General features: G+C 53.2%; 12 protein-coding genes. 7 read left to right on the top strand and 5 right to left on the bottom strand.

What is annotated here, in order from left to right:
* Window positions 1-409 precede the first annotated feature (409 nt).
* Entirely contained in the window at window positions 410-1,903 is a 1,494-nt protein-coding gene (ansP, locus tag ACLD4F_RS03020) for an L-asparagine permease (protein ID WP_000857110.1), read from the top strand.
* Between the two features lie 76 nt (window positions 1,904-1,979).
* Here the strand turns inward: ansP and ACLD4F_RS03025 are convergent, their stop codons facing one another.
* Together ACLD4F_RS03025 and ACLD4F_RS03030 are read right to left on the bottom strand one after the other, a co-directional pair.
* The gene (locus ACLD4F_RS03025) at window positions 1,980-2,201 is read right to left on the bottom strand and encodes a YgdI/YgdR family lipoprotein (protein ID WP_079944346.1); all 222 of its coding nucleotides are present in this window, start codon (window positions 2,199-2,201) and stop codon (window positions 1,980-1,982) included.
* A 144-nt stretch (window positions 2,202-2,345) separates the two neighbouring features.
* Window positions 2,346-3,407 carry a YncE family protein gene (locus tag ACLD4F_RS03030; RefSeq protein ID WP_079944345.1) on the bottom strand — a complete coding sequence of 354 codons (1,062 nt, stop codon included), beginning with the start codon at window positions 3,405-3,407 and terminating at the stop codon, window positions 2,346-2,348.
* Between the two features lie 263 nt (window positions 3,408-3,670).
* Between ACLD4F_RS03030 and pqqU the strand changes: the two genes are divergently transcribed.
* Window positions 3,671-5,791, top strand: coding sequence for a TonB-dependent receptor PqqU (gene pqqU / locus ACLD4F_RS03035; protein WP_000692034.1), 2,121 nt, complete (start codon window positions 3,671-3,673; stop codon window positions 5,789-5,791).
* 55 nt (window positions 5,792-5,846) lie between these two features.
* On the opposite strand, the gene mcbR is transcribed toward pqqU, so the two are convergent.
* Window positions 5,847-6,512 carry a colanic acid/biofilm transcriptional regulator McbR gene (mcbR, locus tag ACLD4F_RS03040; RefSeq protein WP_001119592.1) on the bottom strand — a complete coding sequence of 222 codons (666 nt, stop codon included), beginning with the start codon at window positions 6,510-6,512 and terminating at the stop codon, window positions 5,847-5,849.
* Between the two features lie 333 nt (window positions 6,513-6,845).
* Window positions 6,846-7,883 (bottom strand): NADP-dependent oxidoreductase, encoded by a 1,038-nt coding sequence (locus ACLD4F_RS03045; RefSeq protein WP_001537891.1) that lies wholly within the window; start codon window positions 7,881-7,883, stop codon window positions 6,846-6,848.
* 211 nt (window positions 7,884-8,094) lie between these two features.
* Between ACLD4F_RS03045 and mddA the strand changes: the two genes are divergently transcribed.
* Entirely contained in the window at window positions 8,095-8,610 is a 516-nt protein-coding gene (gene mddA, locus ACLD4F_RS03050) for an L-methionine sulfoximine/L-methionine sulfone acetyltransferase (protein ID WP_000155373.1), read from the top strand.
* Window positions 8,610-9,059 (top strand): DMT family transporter, encoded by a 450-nt coding sequence (locus ACLD4F_RS03055; protein ID WP_001076571.1) that lies wholly within the window; start codon window positions 8,610-8,612, stop codon window positions 9,057-9,059. Before mddA ends, ACLD4F_RS03055 begins: the two co-directional genes overlap by 1 nt.
* Before the next feature lie 4 nt (window positions 9,060-9,063).
* Here the strand turns inward: ACLD4F_RS03055 and ACLD4F_RS03060 are convergent, their stop codons facing one another.
* On the bottom strand, window positions 9,064-9,297 hold the full coding sequence (locus ACLD4F_RS03060) for a YdcY family protein (RefSeq protein ID WP_000018720.1): 234 nt from the start codon (window positions 9,295-9,297) through the stop codon (window positions 9,064-9,066).
* Between the two features lie 223 nt (window positions 9,298-9,520).
* Between ACLD4F_RS03060 and srfA the strand changes: the two genes are divergently transcribed.
* Genes srfA through srfC form a run of 3 tightly spaced genes read left to right on the top strand, consistent with a single transcriptional unit; the run spans window position 9,521 to window position 15,979 of the window.
* On the top strand, window positions 9,521-10,852 hold the full coding sequence (gene srfA, locus ACLD4F_RS03065; protein WP_079826705.1) for a virulence-associated effector SrfA: 1,332 nt from the start codon (window positions 9,521-9,523) through the stop codon (window positions 10,850-10,852).
* A gap of 4 nt (window positions 10,853-10,856) precedes the next feature.
* A complete protein-coding gene (locus ACLD4F_RS03070) occupies window positions 10,857-13,838 on the top strand; it encodes a virulence factor SrfB (protein ID WP_000960830.1) in 2,982 nt (993 codons plus the stop codon).
* Window positions 13,835-15,979, top strand: coding sequence for a virulence-associated effector SrfC (srfC, locus tag ACLD4F_RS03075; protein ID WP_079944344.1), 2,145 nt, complete (start codon window positions 13,835-13,837; stop codon window positions 15,977-15,979). The genes ACLD4F_RS03070 and srfC overlap by 4 nt, the downstream gene beginning before the upstream one ends.
* Window positions 15,980-16,012 lie beyond the last annotated feature (33 nt).

A 16,012-nucleotide genomic window follows, 5' to 3' on the forward strand; every position in this document is an offset into this window, starting at 1 on the left:
GGAGAAAATGAGAATAACAGGCGCAACGGCCTTATCTTATGCTGCTGCAATATCGTCAGGTAGTTTACCGTTCGAGGTTATATCTATGACCATAAATCCCACAAGTGATTAGCGCTGGTTAATTATTGTGCAACGCAATCACTGCGGATTTGTGCTGGCGTCTTATCTGGCTGAATCGTGACCACACCGCACCACATCTGACCACACAAATAAACTCGACATCCTCATTTTGTTCTTCCCGTATGTTTTGCGTCATTTAACAATTGCAGGTAGGATGCTCCGCCGGCGGTTTTATCCTTGTCACAGAATCAGGGAAAAGCGGCATTCGCCATTGCAGGCAATCGATTGGTGAGCGCCCGTCGCGGCATAAGGAATTTTTCTGTCAGGACAGGCTATAACAGGTAACGTAATGAAAACACAGACTACGCACGCCGCAGAACAACATGCGGCGAAACGACGCTGGCTGAACGCCCATGAAGAGGGGTATCACAAAGCGATGGGGAATCGTCAGGTTCAGATGATTGCTATCGGCGGCGCGATTGGCACCGGTTTATTTTTAGGTGCAGGCGCCCGATTGCAAATGGCCGGACCGGCACTGGCGCTGGTCTATCTGATATGCGGCATTTTTTCTTTTTTCATTTTACGCGCGCTGGGCGAACTGGTATTGCATCGCCCTTCCAGCGGGAGTTTCGTCTCCTACGCCCGTGAATTTTTGGGTGAAAAAGCGGCCTACGTCGCAGGCTGGATGTACTTTATTAACTGGGCGATGACCGGGATCGTCGATATCACCGCAGTGGCGTTATACATGCACTACTGGGGCGCATTTGGCGACGTTCCGCAATGGGTGTTCGCGCTCGGCGCGTTAACCATTGTCGGTACCATGAACATGATCGGCGTAAAATGGTTTGCCGAAATGGAGTTCTGGTTCGCGCTGATAAAAGTACTCGCCATTGTTATCTTCCTGGTGGTAGGCACGATTTTTCTCGGTACCGGTCAACCGCTTGAGGGTAATGCCACCGGTTTTCACCTGATTACAGATAATGGCGGCTTTTTCCCGCACGGCCTGTTGCCCGCGCTGGTACTGATTCAGGGCGTAGTGTTCGCTTTTGCGTCGATTGAACTGGTCGGTACCGCCGCTGGGGAGTGCAAAGATCCACAGACGATGGTGCCAAAAGCCATCAATAGCGTGATCTGGCGTATTGGTCTTTTCTATGTAGGATCGGTCGTATTGCTGGTTTTGCTGCTGCCGTGGAACGCCTATCAGGCGGGGCAAAGTCCGTTTGTCACCTTCTTTTCTAAACTTGGCGTGCCTTATATCGGCAGTATTATGAATATCGTGGTGTTAACCGCCGCGCTTTCCAGCCTGAACTCCGGGCTTTACTGTACGGGGAGAATTTTACGTTCAATGTCGATGGGGGGTTCCGCGCCGAAATTCATGGCGAAAATGAGCCGTCAGCATGTGCCCTATGCGGGTATTCTGGCGACTCTGGTGGTTTACGTGGTCGGCGTATTCCTGAATTACCTGGTCCCCTCCCGCGTGTTTGAGATCGTTCTTAATTTTGCCTCGCTCGGCATTATCGCATCGTGGGCGTTTATCATGGTGTGCCAGATGCGTTTACGCCAGGCGATAAAAGAAGGCAAAGCCGCAGACGTCAGTTTTAAACTGCCCGGCGCGCCTTTTACCTCCTGGCTAACGCTGCTGTTTTTACTAAGCGTGCTGGTACTTATGGCGTTTGACTACCCGAATGGAACTTACACTATCGCCTCGTTGCCGCTGATCGCCATTCTGCTGGTTGCCGGCTGGTTTGGCGTGCGACGTCGCGTGGCGGAGATCCATCGAACTGCGCCAGTAACGGCGGATTCGACAGAGAATGTCGTATTGAAAGAAGAAGCAGCGACATAACATTCCCCTTCCCCGGCAGCCCCAGGCCTGCCGGGTTTAATGCGCGTTGCCGCCAACACCGCATCGCGCCCAATGCTTAGTCAGCCTTAATCAACTGCGCCACATCATTGCTGTTAATTTCCCGCTGGTTGCCTTCCTGATCGGTATAACTGGTCATCCCCGTCTCTTTATCTAACTGCGGCTTACCCTGAGTTACGATCGTTTGCCCATTCTTCGTCGTCATCACATAGTTGGTTGTGCAACCCGCAAGCATAAAAAACATTATGCCCAAACCTGAGCATATAAATAACTTTTTCATATTTTCCTCGTGAATATAATGAGTTAACTACAGCAAAAAGGCAGTGTAATTCTCACAGAATCATCAGGCTATCGGCGGGGTGTAACGAGGCGTATCGGTGCGTTTAAAGAGATGACTGGAGGGGTTTCCCCCTCCATACCCTATTTACAAAGCAATGCGAATAACATCATCCGGCTGCGTCGCTTCCTGCTCACGTGTCGATTTCTGCTTCACGCTGACGTAGAGCGTTTTACCATCTGCCGATAGCGCCAGACTATTCGGGTACGTCGGCGTATCGAACGTTTTAACAACGTTATAGGTCTTCGCATCGATCACGCTGACCTGCCCTGCCTGACGATGCGTCACATACGCCTCGTTACGTGTCGGATTATACAGGACGGCCAAAGAGGCAGGCGCCGCGATTTTGGCAAGAATATTGCCATTACGGGTATCGACAACCAGAACCTCAGTCGCCTTCGAGTCGGTGATAAACGCGCGATGACCTGCGGTATCGAGACTCAGGTTAATAAAGAAGTGTTCTTTACCGTCATCCAGCAACTTCTTACGACTGAGAATTTTATTGCTGGCGGTATCGATGGTGATAAATTCGCCATCCGCATTGGTGGTGTACAGGCGTTGCGCTTTACTGTCGAGCGCCAGACCCGTACTCATTTTGCCGGTATTTTCGATCGTCGTTTTCAGTTTGATGGTTTCGCCATCCACTACCCAAATAGCACTCTCTTTGCCAACACCGCTAATGTAGATCGTGTTGGTCGCCGCATCGACAACCAGCTCACGGGGCTGTAACGGACGAACCTCTTCAGTACGTTTGCGCGCATCAAGTACCAGACGACCTTTTACATCACCCGTTTTGGCATCAATCGCGGTAACAGCGCTGTTAATGGTATTGCCAAACCACAGCGTTTGGGTCGCGGCATTGATGGTGGCGCCGAACGGCTTGAGATCGTTATGAATCGCTTGCGTGATTTCCAGCGTCACCGGGTCGAGACGATAAACTACGCCGCCTTTATCCAGTTTACGGCTTTGCGATGTAGCCAGCCAGAGCGCGTTTTCTTGCTGACTCCAGGCCATCTCATAAGCGCCTTTGCCTACCGCTTTACGCAGCATGTCTTCCGCCGCCAGCGTGCTAAATGAGGATGCGACGAGGAGCGAACCTAACAATAAAGAACCACGCAGGCGCGGCGAAAAAAGATGACGTAAGTGCATGACGACTCCCTTTGATAAAAACGTGTATAGCTGCTTCACACTACTTCGCTGCGCGGGATCTTCGTTCCGCACTTATTATAAGTTGAGAATAATAATCATTATTTATCAGAAAGTGGAGCTTTTCCTCGCCTGCGAATGTCATGGCTCTTAAATACCGCACATTTTCTTAACTTAATGTGCGATTAAAATTTCAAAACTTTACATATTGACTACCCTTAATGTCACGTTTTCCGTTGATACGCTTACATTTATCCGGCATTTTCATGAAAATTATTTCCGTTAGACAGCGACTTTATCCCGCCCTCTTATTGCCTCTGACCTTCTCCCCGGTCCTTCAGGCCGCCAGCGCGCCCAATGAACAAACCATGATAGTCACCGCAACGCCGCAAACCGTATCCGAACTCGATACACCTGCCGCCGTTAGCGTCATTGAGGGAGAAGACATGCGTCTGGCGACGCCGCGCGTCAATTTATCCGAGTCTTTAACCAGCGTCCCGGGATTGCAGGTGCAGAACCGGCAGAACTACGCGCAGGATCTGCAAATCTCTATCCGTGGATTTGGCTCGCGTTCCGCCTTTGGCGTGCGCGGCATTCGTCTGTATGTTGATGGCATTCCCGCCACCATGCCGGATGGACAAGGCCAGATTTCGAATATTGATATTAACAGCATACAAGACGTTGAAGTGTTACGCGGCCCCTTCTCAGCGCTATACGGCAATGCTTCCGGCGGCGTGATAAATGTCACCACCGAAACCGGCAGACAGCCGCCTACCCTTGAGGCCAGCAGCTACTACGGCAGTTATGGAAGCTGGCGCTATGGGCTAAAAGCCACGGGCGCGATGGGTGACGGCACACAGCCAGGCGACGTGGATTACACGGTATCGACTACCCGTTTCACCACCCACGGCTACCGCGATCACAGCGGCGCGCGAAAAAATCTGGCTAATGCCAAACTGGGCGTGCGCCTTGACGATGTCAGTAAACTCTCGCTGATTTTTAATAGTGTGGACATTAAGGCGGACGATCCCGGCGGACTCACCGAATCTGAATGGAAAGCCGATCCGCAACAGGCGCCGCGCGCTGAACAGTACAATACGCGTAAAACCATCAAACAAACTCAGGCAGGATTGCGTTATGAACGTCAGCTCAGCGCGCAGGATGATATCAGCGTGATGGCCTACGCCGGAGAGCGGGAAACCACGCAATACCAGTCTATTCCCCTGGTGGCACAGCTAAAACCAGCCCAGGCTGGCGGCGTAATTACACTGCAACGCCACTATCAGGGCATTGATTCCCGCTGGACTCACCGGGGAGAATTAGGTGTGCCAGTCACCTTCACTGGCGGATTAAATTATGAAAATATGAGCGAAAACCGCAAGGGTTACAATAACTTCCGTCTCAACAACGGCACCCCTGAGTTCGGGCATAAAGGCGATTTACGCCGGGATGAGCGTAACCTGATGTGGAATGTCGATCCTTATCTGCAAACCCAGTGGCAGCTTACGCAAAAACTCTCGCTGGATGCTGGCGTGCGCTACAGTTCTGTGTGGTTCGATTCTAACGATCACTATATCGCGCCCGGCAATGGCGATGACAGCGGCGACGCCAGCTATCACCACTGGCTACCCGCCGGATCGCTAAAATATGCGTTAACTGACGCCTGGAATCTCTATCTTGCTGCCGGTCGCGGATTTGAAACTCCCACTATTAATGAGCTTTCTTATCGCGCTGACGGCCAAAGCGGGTTCAACTTTGACCTCAAACCGTCGACCAATGATACGGTGGAAGTCGGCAGTAAAACGCGGATTGGCAATGGCTTGTTGACCGCCGCGTTATTTCAAACCGATACCGATGATGAGATTGTCGTCGCCAGTAGTATGGGAGGACGCACTACCTACAAAAACGCGGGCAAAACGCGCCGCCAGGGCGCAGAGCTCGCGTTGGACCAGCGCTTCGCCGGCGACTGGCGGGTGAAAGCATCATGGACCTGGCTGGATGCGACCTATCGCAGTAACGTTTGTCAGGGGCAAAACTGTGATGGAAACCGGATGCCCGGCATCGCCCGTAATATGGGATTCGCCTCATTAGGTTTTATCCCGGATGAGGGGTGGTACGCCGGAACAGACGTTCGGTATATGGGCGATATCATGGCCAATGATGAAAATACCGCTAAAGCGCCTTCGTATACCGTTGTTGGACTAAATACAGGGTATAAATTTAATTACAGTCAGCTTACCGTCGATATTTTTGGGCGGGTAGATAATCTATTTGATAAAGAATATATCGGTTCGGTGATCGTTAATGAATCTAATGGCCGATATTATGAGCCAGCGCCAGGGCGTAACTATGGCGTGGGGATTAATCTGGCATGGCAATTTGAATAAATATCCGGCAATAGCGGGGAACCCCCGCTATTGATAAGTCATAGTCGCATGAAGGTTACATGAAGTACTGATTTTTAATCGTCGCTACGTTTTGTTGCAAAACGTTCTGTAGGCAGTGGCGACTGGCTTCTTTATCACCAGTCACTAACGCATTAAGCAATTTTCTGTACAGATTAACGCCGTTTTGATAATCATCAAGTTTAAAATTATCATATAAAAAATGCAGGCTTGGCCCCAGGCGTACCCATAATTGCTCGATCATGGCATACAGCGTTGGCATATCCGCGTAGTGGTAGATCTCAAAGCGGAATGCGCGGTTGGCCAAAAGAATTTTCTCCATAACGCCACTTTCCAGCGCCTGTTGAAATTCATCTAATAGCGCATTCAGCGTCTGCTCGCGATCCGGGGTAATCTTACCCGCAGCGGCGACCACCGCCATCTCCTCCAGGGCAGTACGAATCGTATTAATTTCCAGCAAACTTTCCAGCGAGATCTCCGGCACCATAAACGCCTGTGCTGGCGCCACCGCCAAAGCACTGGAAGAGACCAGCCTTAACAGGGCCTCACGCACCGGCGTAATACTGACGCCTAACTCTTGAGCGATATTTTTAGTGATAAGCCTTGCGCCTGGTTTTAATGCGCCAATAGACAATTGATGCTTTAACCGATTTTCAACCTGTGTGGTCAGGCTTATATGTTGTGTTTTTTCCGTACCCGGCATTTTCCTTCCTTCACCTCTTGGCAGAACAACATCGCAATCGAGTCCCGAAGAAGTTTCGGAACTTAATTGTAAAAAAGATAATCCAGGCCTGAACGGCCAAATAAATAAAAGTGATAATTTACTTGCGTGATATTCTCATCTTTTACAACAATACAGGTTTCTTTATGGCAACCGTTTTATCTCCGTCATTCCTTCATGTATCGAGATTTTTGACCGGTTCAGGCCGCTGAGGGAGATAAGCTGCCCCACCGCGATCTGAATGATGAATATAAGTAAAGCCGGAATTTTAAAATTTGCACATTTTTATGGCGACATAATGCCGCCATTTTTTCTTTACGCATCGTCCGCTAAACGTATCACGACTTTGCCAAAGTTCTTCCCCGCCAGCAGCCCCATAAACGCTTCTGGCGCATTTTCCAGCCCATCAGTAATCTGCTCCCGGTAATGTATTTTCCCTTCTTTGATCCAACGCCCCATTTCTTGCTGAAACTCATGTATCCGGTGACCATAGTCCTGGTTGATGATAAAACCTTGCAGGCGAATACGCTTTTTAAGTAATGTCGCCATCAGCAGTGGCAGTCTGTCTGGACCGTCCGGCAACGTTGTCGCATTGTAGCCGCTGACCAGACCGCAGAGCGGAATCCGCGCCGACGTATTCAGTAGCGGTAAGACGGCGTCAAAGACTTTACCGCCGACATTCTCATAATAAATATCGATACCCTGCGGGCAGGCCTGCGCAAGCTGTTGTGGGAAATTATCAGCGTGATGATCAAGGCACAGATCAAATCCCAAAACGTCTGTCGCATGACGGCATTTTTCCGCGCCGCCGGCAATACCCACGACCCGGCAGCCCTTCAGCTTGCCAATTTGCCCAACCGTTGCGCCTACGGGGCCGGTGGCGGCGGCGACAACCAGCGTTTCGCCCTCTTTCGGCTGGCCGATATCCAGTAACCCCATATAGGCGGTAAACCCCGGCATCCCTAAAACTCCCAACGACCAGGAAGGATGTTGCGGATTATCACCCAGCTTTACCAACCCTTCGCCATCTGAAATGTCATAATCCTGCCAACCATTGTAACTCAACACCCATTCGTCTGGTCGGTAATCAGGATGGTTTGACGCGACAACGCGACTGACCGTACCACCAACCATAACGCAGCCAGGTTCAACAGGCGGCGCATAAGAGGGTTCATCGCTCATGCGGCCACGCATATAAGGGTCGAGTGATAAAAAAACGGTACGCAATAGCACCTGCCCTTCACCGGGCGTCGCGACGTCATCTTCTTCGAGGCGGAAGTTATCCATCTGCGGCGCGCCGTGGGGACGCGAGGCCAAAACCCAACGACGATTTCGGTTGGTCTGTTGCTTCATTCTATTCTCCTCATGCCTGGCATAATCCATCAATAATAGTCGAACATTAGCTTTCTGAGGGAGTTAAACACTCTCAGATATCAGGCTGTGCGCTTTTATGAACGACTTTCTTTCCCCTCTCGCTAAATATGAATTCTTGCGCTAATTCGTTGATTTATGCCGCCTTCAATAGTATTTCTAACACTATCGTAAACATTCCCTGGGGTTCCCTATGACGATTCGCTTTGCCGATAAAGCAGACTGCGCCGCGATTACCGAAATCTATAACCATGCGGTATTACATACTGCGGCCATCTGGAACGATCGGACGGTCGATACGGATAATCGCCTTGCCTGGTATGAGGCCCGTCAATTACTGGGCTATCCGGTGCTGGTAAGCGAAGAAAATGGCGTGGTGACTGGCTATGCATCATTTGGCGATTGGCGCAGTTTCGACGGTTTTCGCTATACCGTCGAGCACTCGGTTTATGTTCATCCGGCGCACCAGGGGAAAGGACTGGGGCGAAAGCTGCTCAGCAGACTGATCGACGAAGCCCGACGCTGCGGCAAGCATGTGATGGTGGCCGGTATTGAGTCACAGAATGCCGCCTCGATACGCCTGCATCATTCGCTGGGATTTACCGTCACCGCGCAAATGCCACAGGTCGGCGTAAAATTTGGCCGTTGGTTAGATCTTACGTTTATGCAGCTCCAGCTTGATGAACACGCTGCGCCGGACGCCTGCTGATGAACCAGTCGCTGACGCTTATCTTTTTGATCGCCGCCGGCGTCGGGCTGGTGGTACAAAACAGTATTATGGTGCGTATTACGCAGACATCATCGACGATTCTGATCGCTATGCTGTTGAACTCGCTGGTAGGGATCGTTTTATTTGTGACGATATTGTGGTTTAAGCAAGGCGCTACGGGCTTCGGCGAGCTGGTCGCCAGCGTGCGCTGGTGGACATTGATCCCCGGTCTGCTGGGGTCATTTTTTGTATTTGCCAGCATTAGCGGGTATCAGAACGTTGGCGCCGCGACGACTATCGCGGTACTGGTCGCCAGCCAGTTAATCGGCGGACTAGCGCTGGATATCGCGCGTAGCCACGGCGTCACGTTACGCGCAATGGTCGGGCCGGCGTTTGGCGCGCTGTTGCTGGTCATTGGCGCATGGCTGATTGCGAAGCGCCAGTTTTAATGGGTTACAGGATCGTGCCGCCTTTGGTGAGCTGCTCGCGGCGCGCGTCCCGATCTTCTTGATATTGCCTGCCGTGATGCGCGATAGCCGTGCGTAAACGCTGCTGCTGCACATAACGATCTTCGCGACGTAATTCAGCGTCATCGCTCAAGGCAATCAGCAATTCATTCATATGGGCAATTACGCTCTCCGCGATGGCGGCATCCACGCGGGCGCTCACTTCCTCCAGGTGCGACATAAGCTCTCCTACTCTTTATTCTGTAACAGCATGATTCGCCTATTATACGCGTTATTGTCGCCCGATGCGGTAATTCGCCGCCGCCACCCTGATTTAACTTACGTCAAGTGGAAACACGGGGCTTAATAGACCGAGAATTCGCGCCTTTTTGCCTTTCTTCCGCCGTTTGCTTGCGTATAGACCCCGTAAAGTAGACGCGTGAAGAAGTCTAAGGGATAACAACGTGGCAAAATCTCTCTTGCGCAGCGGCAATCTGGATGATTATCAGGCCGTGGGCGGCGGCGGTCAGGCCGTATTTGAATCAGCATTGCAAATTCGCGAAACGCTTCGTCTGCGTAAACAGCAGGCGATGGTTGACTGTCTGGCGATTCCGCAACTTAACGATAATGGCGATCGGGTTGACTGGTATTCGCCGATTGAAGGTCAGGCGATAGCGTGGAAAGCGGCTGACGAAGAGACACGTTCTCGGGCTTTACGTTATTTAGCCAGCACTTTTGAAAGCGCGGCTGCACTCAGTCGCAAAAGTCTGCAATCCGGTAAAACAGCGCTTCAGCTATTTGGTTCGCTACTTGAAAAAGCGACGCAATTTCCCGGCGAAAATCATGTTTTCCTGGTTAACGGCAAACCGGTTATCACCTTCTGGGGATTCGTTAATCTCAACGAAAATACACGCGATGATGTGCTGGACTGCCTGCGGGTAACCGAGGCAATCCCCGACATCCCTCTGGTCGAGCCGGAGCCGGAGCCGGAGCCCGAAGAAAAGCCGCTGGTAGAGGCGGCGTTTAGTCAGGCGGATGAACCTTTGTTAACGTCTGTCATTGAGCCGCCGAAAATGCCGGAGGAACCTGTTGCGCCGCCCGTTATCGTTAGCGAGCCGAAGCCAGCCACACCCATCCCGGTTGCTGAGGCGAAAAGAGCTCGCCGCCTACCGCTGTGGAGCTTACCTGTCGCTGCCGTGGTTATCGCCGCCGTCGCCACGCCTTTTTTCTGGCCATCTTCATCCGTTGACGGGTCCTCTCCTGTTCGCGCCGCGCCTGTCGCTACCGCGAAAACTGACGTTACCCCATTGCCTGAACTCACCGCGCATTTGCCGCTGCATCGCGCTGAGGTGACGCCCGCCCCCAAAGCGGCGCCGCTGCCGGAAGCGCCTGTTATCATTGCCGCTATCCCCAAAGACGCGCTGGTGATGGACAGTACGCAGATGAAGCTTGGAACCACGCGCTTTTTAAACGGTAGCTGGCGGGTCAGCGTGGATGTCAAAGATCCGATTACCGGCAAGCCGCCCTCTCTGCGTTATCAGATCCAAAATAACAAAGGTATCGCGCGCGTAGTACATGGCGATAACGTGGTGTGTCGGGCGGAAATTTTCTCTGGTCTGCATCAAACGGGCGAGCTGATGATTAAAAGTCGCGGCAATGCGCGCTGCACCGACGGTTCACGTTATCCGATGCCGGAAATTACCTGTAAAGCAGGCGTCAATGACGTCGCAACCTGTACCGCCCGTTATGGCGACCACGCGGCAATTCCGTTGACGTTTAAAAAGATAGGTGCCTGATTTTATGTTGGTCAATCTGTGTGATTACAAACAGAGCGTCACGCTCATTGCAAACAGCGGCGTCCAGTTTCTTGATTTTGGCTTAACGCCGCAAGAGTCGGCCCACTACGGACGTTTTGTGCGCAAAACGGCAAACGGTCCGCTACTGCGCCTCGATTTTGATCTGACCAGCGGGCGCTACACGTTGCCTGGACGTGCTGGCGGCCAACCCGAAGTCGTGAAACCAGAAAGCACTCAGACGCTGCACTATTCTCTGGATGTACTCGACGGAATCTGGCTCCCCCTGCCGTTCCTGCGTTTTAATCCGCCGCGTACCTTTATTGACGGGCCGGATAACTGGGCGCGCATTCAGGTACGTAAACTCAGCGAGCCAGATAGCGCCGGAAACACACACCGCATCACCCTCGCCTTCGACAGTCAGCTGGCAAAAAATATGCCTGCGGCGTTGGCGCCTTGCGAAAACGATCTGCTCAATGGCACACGTTTTGCGCTCGCCTGGCGCGATGAAGAAGTTGCCGATTTTCTTGACCAGACATGGATTGACGGCTGGCTGCGCGAGTCGTTTCTTCAGTATGCCTCACAGGTGGAAAACCGTTCGGAACAGGCCATACAACAAGCGCTGCGTAGCTTTGAGTATCAGGCGCACTGGTTGAATTTACTGACGCTGTTAGGCGAACAGCTTACGGTGCCGGAAGTAAAGTTTGTGACACATACGTTAAGCACGCCCGCAATCCCGGTCGATCTGATTCTGGATGTCGGCAATACGCATACCTGCGGCGTATTGATCGAGGATCATGGCGATGCGAATGACGGGTTACGCCAGACGGCAGAGCTTCAGGTGCGTTCTTTAAGCGAGCCGCAGTATCTGAACGATCCTTTATTTACCAGCCGGGTGGAATTCTCAGAAGCGCGCTTTGGCAAGCAACACTTTTCTGTCGAAAGCGGACGAGACGACGCCTTTGTCTGGCCTTCCATTGTGCGTGTGGGCGACGAGGCTCGCGCCCTTGCTATGCAGCGTGTGGGCACCGAAGGCAGCAGCGGCATCTCCAGCCCGCGCCGCTACCTGTGGGATGAAACCCCCGCCTTGCAGGACTGGCGTTTTAGCCAGATCCACGGTAAAACGCAGCGCGAACCGCTTGCCACCGCGTTTCCGCTGATGAATCTGATGAACGACGACGGACAGCCGTTATTCCGCCTGCCGCATGAAGAAAGGCTACCGGTTTTTTCGCCGCAATACAGCCGTAGCACCTTGATGACGCATATGTTGTGCGAAATTCTGGCTCAGGCGCTGGGGCAAATTAACAGCGTCGCCACCCGGCTGCGGCTCGGCTTTCCCGCCTCGCCGCGCCAGCTACGCACCCTGATTTTAACGCTGCCTTCCGCCATGCCGAAACAGGAGCGAGAAATTTTCCGCCAGCGAATGTTTGAAGCGCTGGCGCTGGTCTGGAAAGCTATGGGCTGGCATCCGCAGGATGAGGATTTCACCACGCCTAAGCAGCGTGAAAAAAGCGTGGTGCCGGTACCAGAAATACAGATGGAATGGGACGAAGCAAGTTGCGGCCAACTGGTATGGCTTTATAACGAAGCCATTTCGCATTACGCCGGGCGTACCGAATCCTTTTTTAATGCGCTCGCCAGACCGGATCGCCAGCCTGAACCCGGCGTCGTCCCCGGACGCGCGTTGCGCGTGGCATCGATTGATATCGGCGGCGGCACGACGGATATGGCGATCGTTCACTATCAGTTAGATGACGGCGTGGGGGCCAATGTAAAAATTACGCCTCATCTCCTGTTTCGCGAAGGTTTTAAAGTCGCCGGGGACGATCTGCTATTGGATATCATTCAGCGTTGCGTACTCCCTTCCCTGCAAACGGCGTTGCAACGGGCAGGCGTTACGGATGCCGCCGCCCTGCTGGCGACCTTATTTGGCGATTCGGGACGAATTGATACTCAGGCCATTTTGCGCCAGCAAACGGCGCTGCAATTATTTATGCCGCTGGGCCATGCGGTACTTTCCGCCTGGGAGCAAAGCGACATTAACGATCCGTTTGCCGGTTTACATGCGACATTTGGCGATCTGCTGATCCGCCGCCCAACGAGCAACGTGATGAACTATATCCAGCAGGCGATCGATCATGCCTTACCGTCTGGTTCGCCGACATTTGATATATTCAATGTGCCGTTGCAAATCCAGTTTAGCCAGCTTCAGGAGGCTCTGCTGGCCGGTCAGTTTACGCTGACAACGCCGCTTCATGCGGTCTGCGAAGCGATCTCCCACTATCACTGCGATATCTTGCTGGTGACGGGGAGACCGACCTGTTTACCCGGCGTACAGGCGCTCATCCGGCACTTACAACCGGTGCCGGTTAATCGCATTGTGTGGATGGATAAGTATCAGGTACATGAATGGTATCCCTTCAGTCAGCAAGGGCGTATCGGCAATCCAAAATCCACTGCCGCGGTGGGCGCGATGTTATGCAGCCTGGCACTGGACTTACGTCTGCCGCGTTTCAATTTTAAAGCGGCTGATATTGGCGCGTATTCGACTGTGCGTTATCTCGGCGTACTGGATAATACCGTTAATACGCTTCGCGATGAAAATATCTGGTATCACGAGATCGATTTGGATAAACCCGGCGCAACGCTGGACGCTCGCCTGCATTTTCCGCTACGCGGCAACGTAACGTTGGGCTTTCGTCAACTGGCGAACAGTCGCTGGCCTGCGACCCCACTCTATTGCCTGAGCATTAATTCCGCCGAACTGGCGAAAACCATCGCAGGCGACGGCGTACTGAATGTGCGACTGAAATTACGCGGCAGTAGCAAAGATAGCGCCCCGGAATCGTTCATATTAAGTGATGCCTGGCTCCAGGACGGGACGCCGGTCGCCGCCGATGCGCTGACATTAAAATTGAATACGCTGGCTGACCGTCGCCACAGCGGCAGCCACTACTGGATAGATAGCGGGAGTGTATACCTGAAATGACAAAACCGTTAAACGCCACCCAGGCTGTTATCGAGTGGGTTAACAACACGCGCCGTTACGCAACGCGGCTGGATGACGAAGCCGACGCTCTGCTGGCGCAACTTACGCTTGCCGCGGCGGATGAGTCAACGCTCAACGCCGCCTGCGCATCACATGGCTGCGTCGGTCTGTACGGGTATGCGCAATCCGCAAAAGCGCATCTGCTAACGACGCTATGCGGTAACGAGAATGGCAAGCTGGAAATTATCACGCCGGACCGTGACTATGATTATTTCAGCCACATCAACCCGGGTCATGCGCCAGCGAATATGGCTATTCGCTTTACGCGCGACATTTTTTCAAACGAGAGCGGCTGGCCGTTGCGCCTGCGCTTGATCAGTGAAGCTGAACTGGTGCAGATCTTTATTGCCTGGACCAGCTCGTCCCCCGTTTGTCGCCAGGTCGAAAAATCCATTATCACATCACGCCTGGAGAAATGGCAATCGCTTCGCCAACCGCAGCCCGTCCCCGGCGTTACCGCTGAAGAGGTCGCGACCATCGCGAGTTTCTGGCGCTCTTGTCTTCCGTCCGCCAGACAACATATTGATGATGCGACATGGCAACACTTTGCCTCGCTCTTGCCTGCGCTGGATCTCACGACACGGGCGCACGCCTGGGCATTACTGTGGGGAGAGCAACCAGAGATCACCCAGCAATGGCTGGCGCTGGCGCATATGTTGCAACAAACCGGCCATGCCGGGGAACTGGCGGCGCCGCTCAGCCTGCTGGTCGATCATTTTGGCTTACCGGCGGAAAACTTCCTGACGCAAATGGCGCTAACCGCCAGCGATACGCAAAGCGATGTGGTGGTGCATCCGGTTAAGGAAGGCCGACTGCTCAATGCGGTCAGCCTTTCGCTTGATTCTCTGGCGCTGCTTACCCGCGAACTGGTGCTAACCGTTGAAAACAGCGTACTGGATAACGTTGATTTACTGGATATTCCGGTCGCGCCAGACAGTCATCCTCATCCGTTATGGCGGGCGAAATTAGGCTGGATGCTGGCCCATTACCGTCAGCAGGTACAGCCCGATGTTCTGGTGATTTGCAATGCTCTGGCATCTCGCTCGCAAACGTCCACCGCCGCCCGCCACTTACTGGAGTGGGTTAACGCCACGCAACCGCAGCATGAATCAGCGTTACCTGGCGTCGTCTGGGCTATTACTCCACAGGATGCCCGTTTTGCCACTCAGCAAAATCTGGATGAAGCCGTCCAGCAGTTGATGGGTAAACCTGGCGTGCACTGGGGAACGTTGCAGGCGCTGGATAAACACAGTATGCAGCGTTTGGTGGAGTGGTTATCGCAGGCGACATCGGCACCACAGCGACAGGCGCGCTTACAGGCGTTACGCGAACAACTGCGAGGCCGCGTGCGCGATCTGTTACCGATGTTTGATGACGCGCGGCTACCGGTTGAAACCGTGATCCGGCGTCTTCAGGCCCAGGCCGCCAGACATGGCGACCTGCTGGCCGGGCTGTTACCGCCGGTACAGAATTTCGAAGCGTTACTGCGCACCCGACAGTCACGAGAAGAACAGGTCAGCGGTTTATTTAATGACGCGATCGATCTCTTTGCCGACGAACCAACGCGCGTTTCAGCGTCAGAAGGTCACGAAACGGGCTACCAGGCGCACAAAATGTGGATCAATCATCTGCGCCAGTGGGCCCACTGCCGGGATAATGCGCAACGTCTGGGACTGGAACCGCAGATGCTCAACGCCGTGGCGGAGATTTTAATTACCGCCAGCTATCGCCTCGGTTTACCTCAGCAGTTACAGAAAACCATGCAGCGCGAGGAGGTTAGCGGCGCGCAGCTTCATGCCATCATTGGTAACTTCATCGCCTGGCTCGGCTACGCAAATATCGAGGAGGCCCAACGCCCGGCCAGCCGCGTTCAGAAAGGCGCAGCCATTTTCGCCGCAACGCCGCGTTCGACAATGTTGCGTCTAACAAAGCTTGACGAACAGCCCGTTCACGCCGCCAGCCGCTATGTCTATGACTGGCTTGTTGCGCTGTATACCCTGGCCAATGAGAACGCAGGATATCGGCATCCGCAGGACGTTACCGACGTAGACAGAGCGCAATTAATTGCCCTGATAGCCTGACCTGGCGGAAAAACCATGCCCGGTAACCTGTAT

Source organism: Salmonella sp. 741265050_HSA (assembly GCF_046569445.1).
GTDB lineage: Bacteria > Pseudomonadota > Gammaproteobacteria > Enterobacterales > Enterobacteriaceae > Salmonella > Salmonella enterica.

What these genes read in the sequence shown, in the direction of transcription:
- ansP (WP_000857110.1), top strand. Translation starts at nt 410, where the DNA reads ATGAAAACACAGACTACGCACGCCGCAGAACAACATGCGGCGAAACGA.
- ACLD4F_RS03025 (WP_079944346.1), bottom strand. Translation starts at nt 2,201, where the DNA reads ATGAAAAAGTTATTTATATGCTCAGGTTTGGGCATAATGTTTTTTATG.
- ACLD4F_RS03030 (WP_079944345.1), bottom strand. Translation starts at nt 3,407, where the DNA reads ATGCACTTACGTCATCTTTTTTCGCCGCGCCTGCGTGGTTCTTTATTG.
- pqqU (WP_000692034.1), top strand. Translation starts at nt 3,671, where the DNA reads ATGAAAATTATTTCCGTTAGACAGCGACTTTATCCCGCCCTCTTATTG.
- mcbR (WP_001119592.1), bottom strand. Translation starts at nt 6,512, where the DNA reads ATGCCGGGTACGGAAAAAACACAACATATAAGCCTGACCACACAGGTT.
- ACLD4F_RS03045 (WP_001537891.1), bottom strand. Translation starts at nt 7,883, where the DNA reads ATGAAGCAACAGACCAACCGAAATCGTCGTTGGGTTTTGGCCTCGCGT.
- mddA (WP_000155373.1), top strand. Translation starts at nt 8,095, where the DNA reads ATGACGATTCGCTTTGCCGATAAAGCAGACTGCGCCGCGATTACCGAA.
- ACLD4F_RS03055 (WP_001076571.1), top strand. Translation starts at nt 8,610, where the DNA reads ATGAACCAGTCGCTGACGCTTATCTTTTTGATCGCCGCCGGCGTCGGG.
- ACLD4F_RS03060 (WP_000018720.1), bottom strand. Translation starts at nt 9,297, where the DNA reads ATGTCGCACCTGGAGGAAGTGAGCGCCCGCGTGGATGCCGCCATCGCG.
- ACLD4F_RS03070 (WP_000960830.1), top strand. Translation starts at nt 10,857, where the DNA reads ATGTTGGTCAATCTGTGTGATTACAAACAGAGCGTCACGCTCATTGCA.
- srfC (WP_079944344.1), top strand. Translation starts at nt 13,835, where the DNA reads ATGACAAAACCGTTAAACGCCACCCAGGCTGTTATCGAGTGGGTTAAC.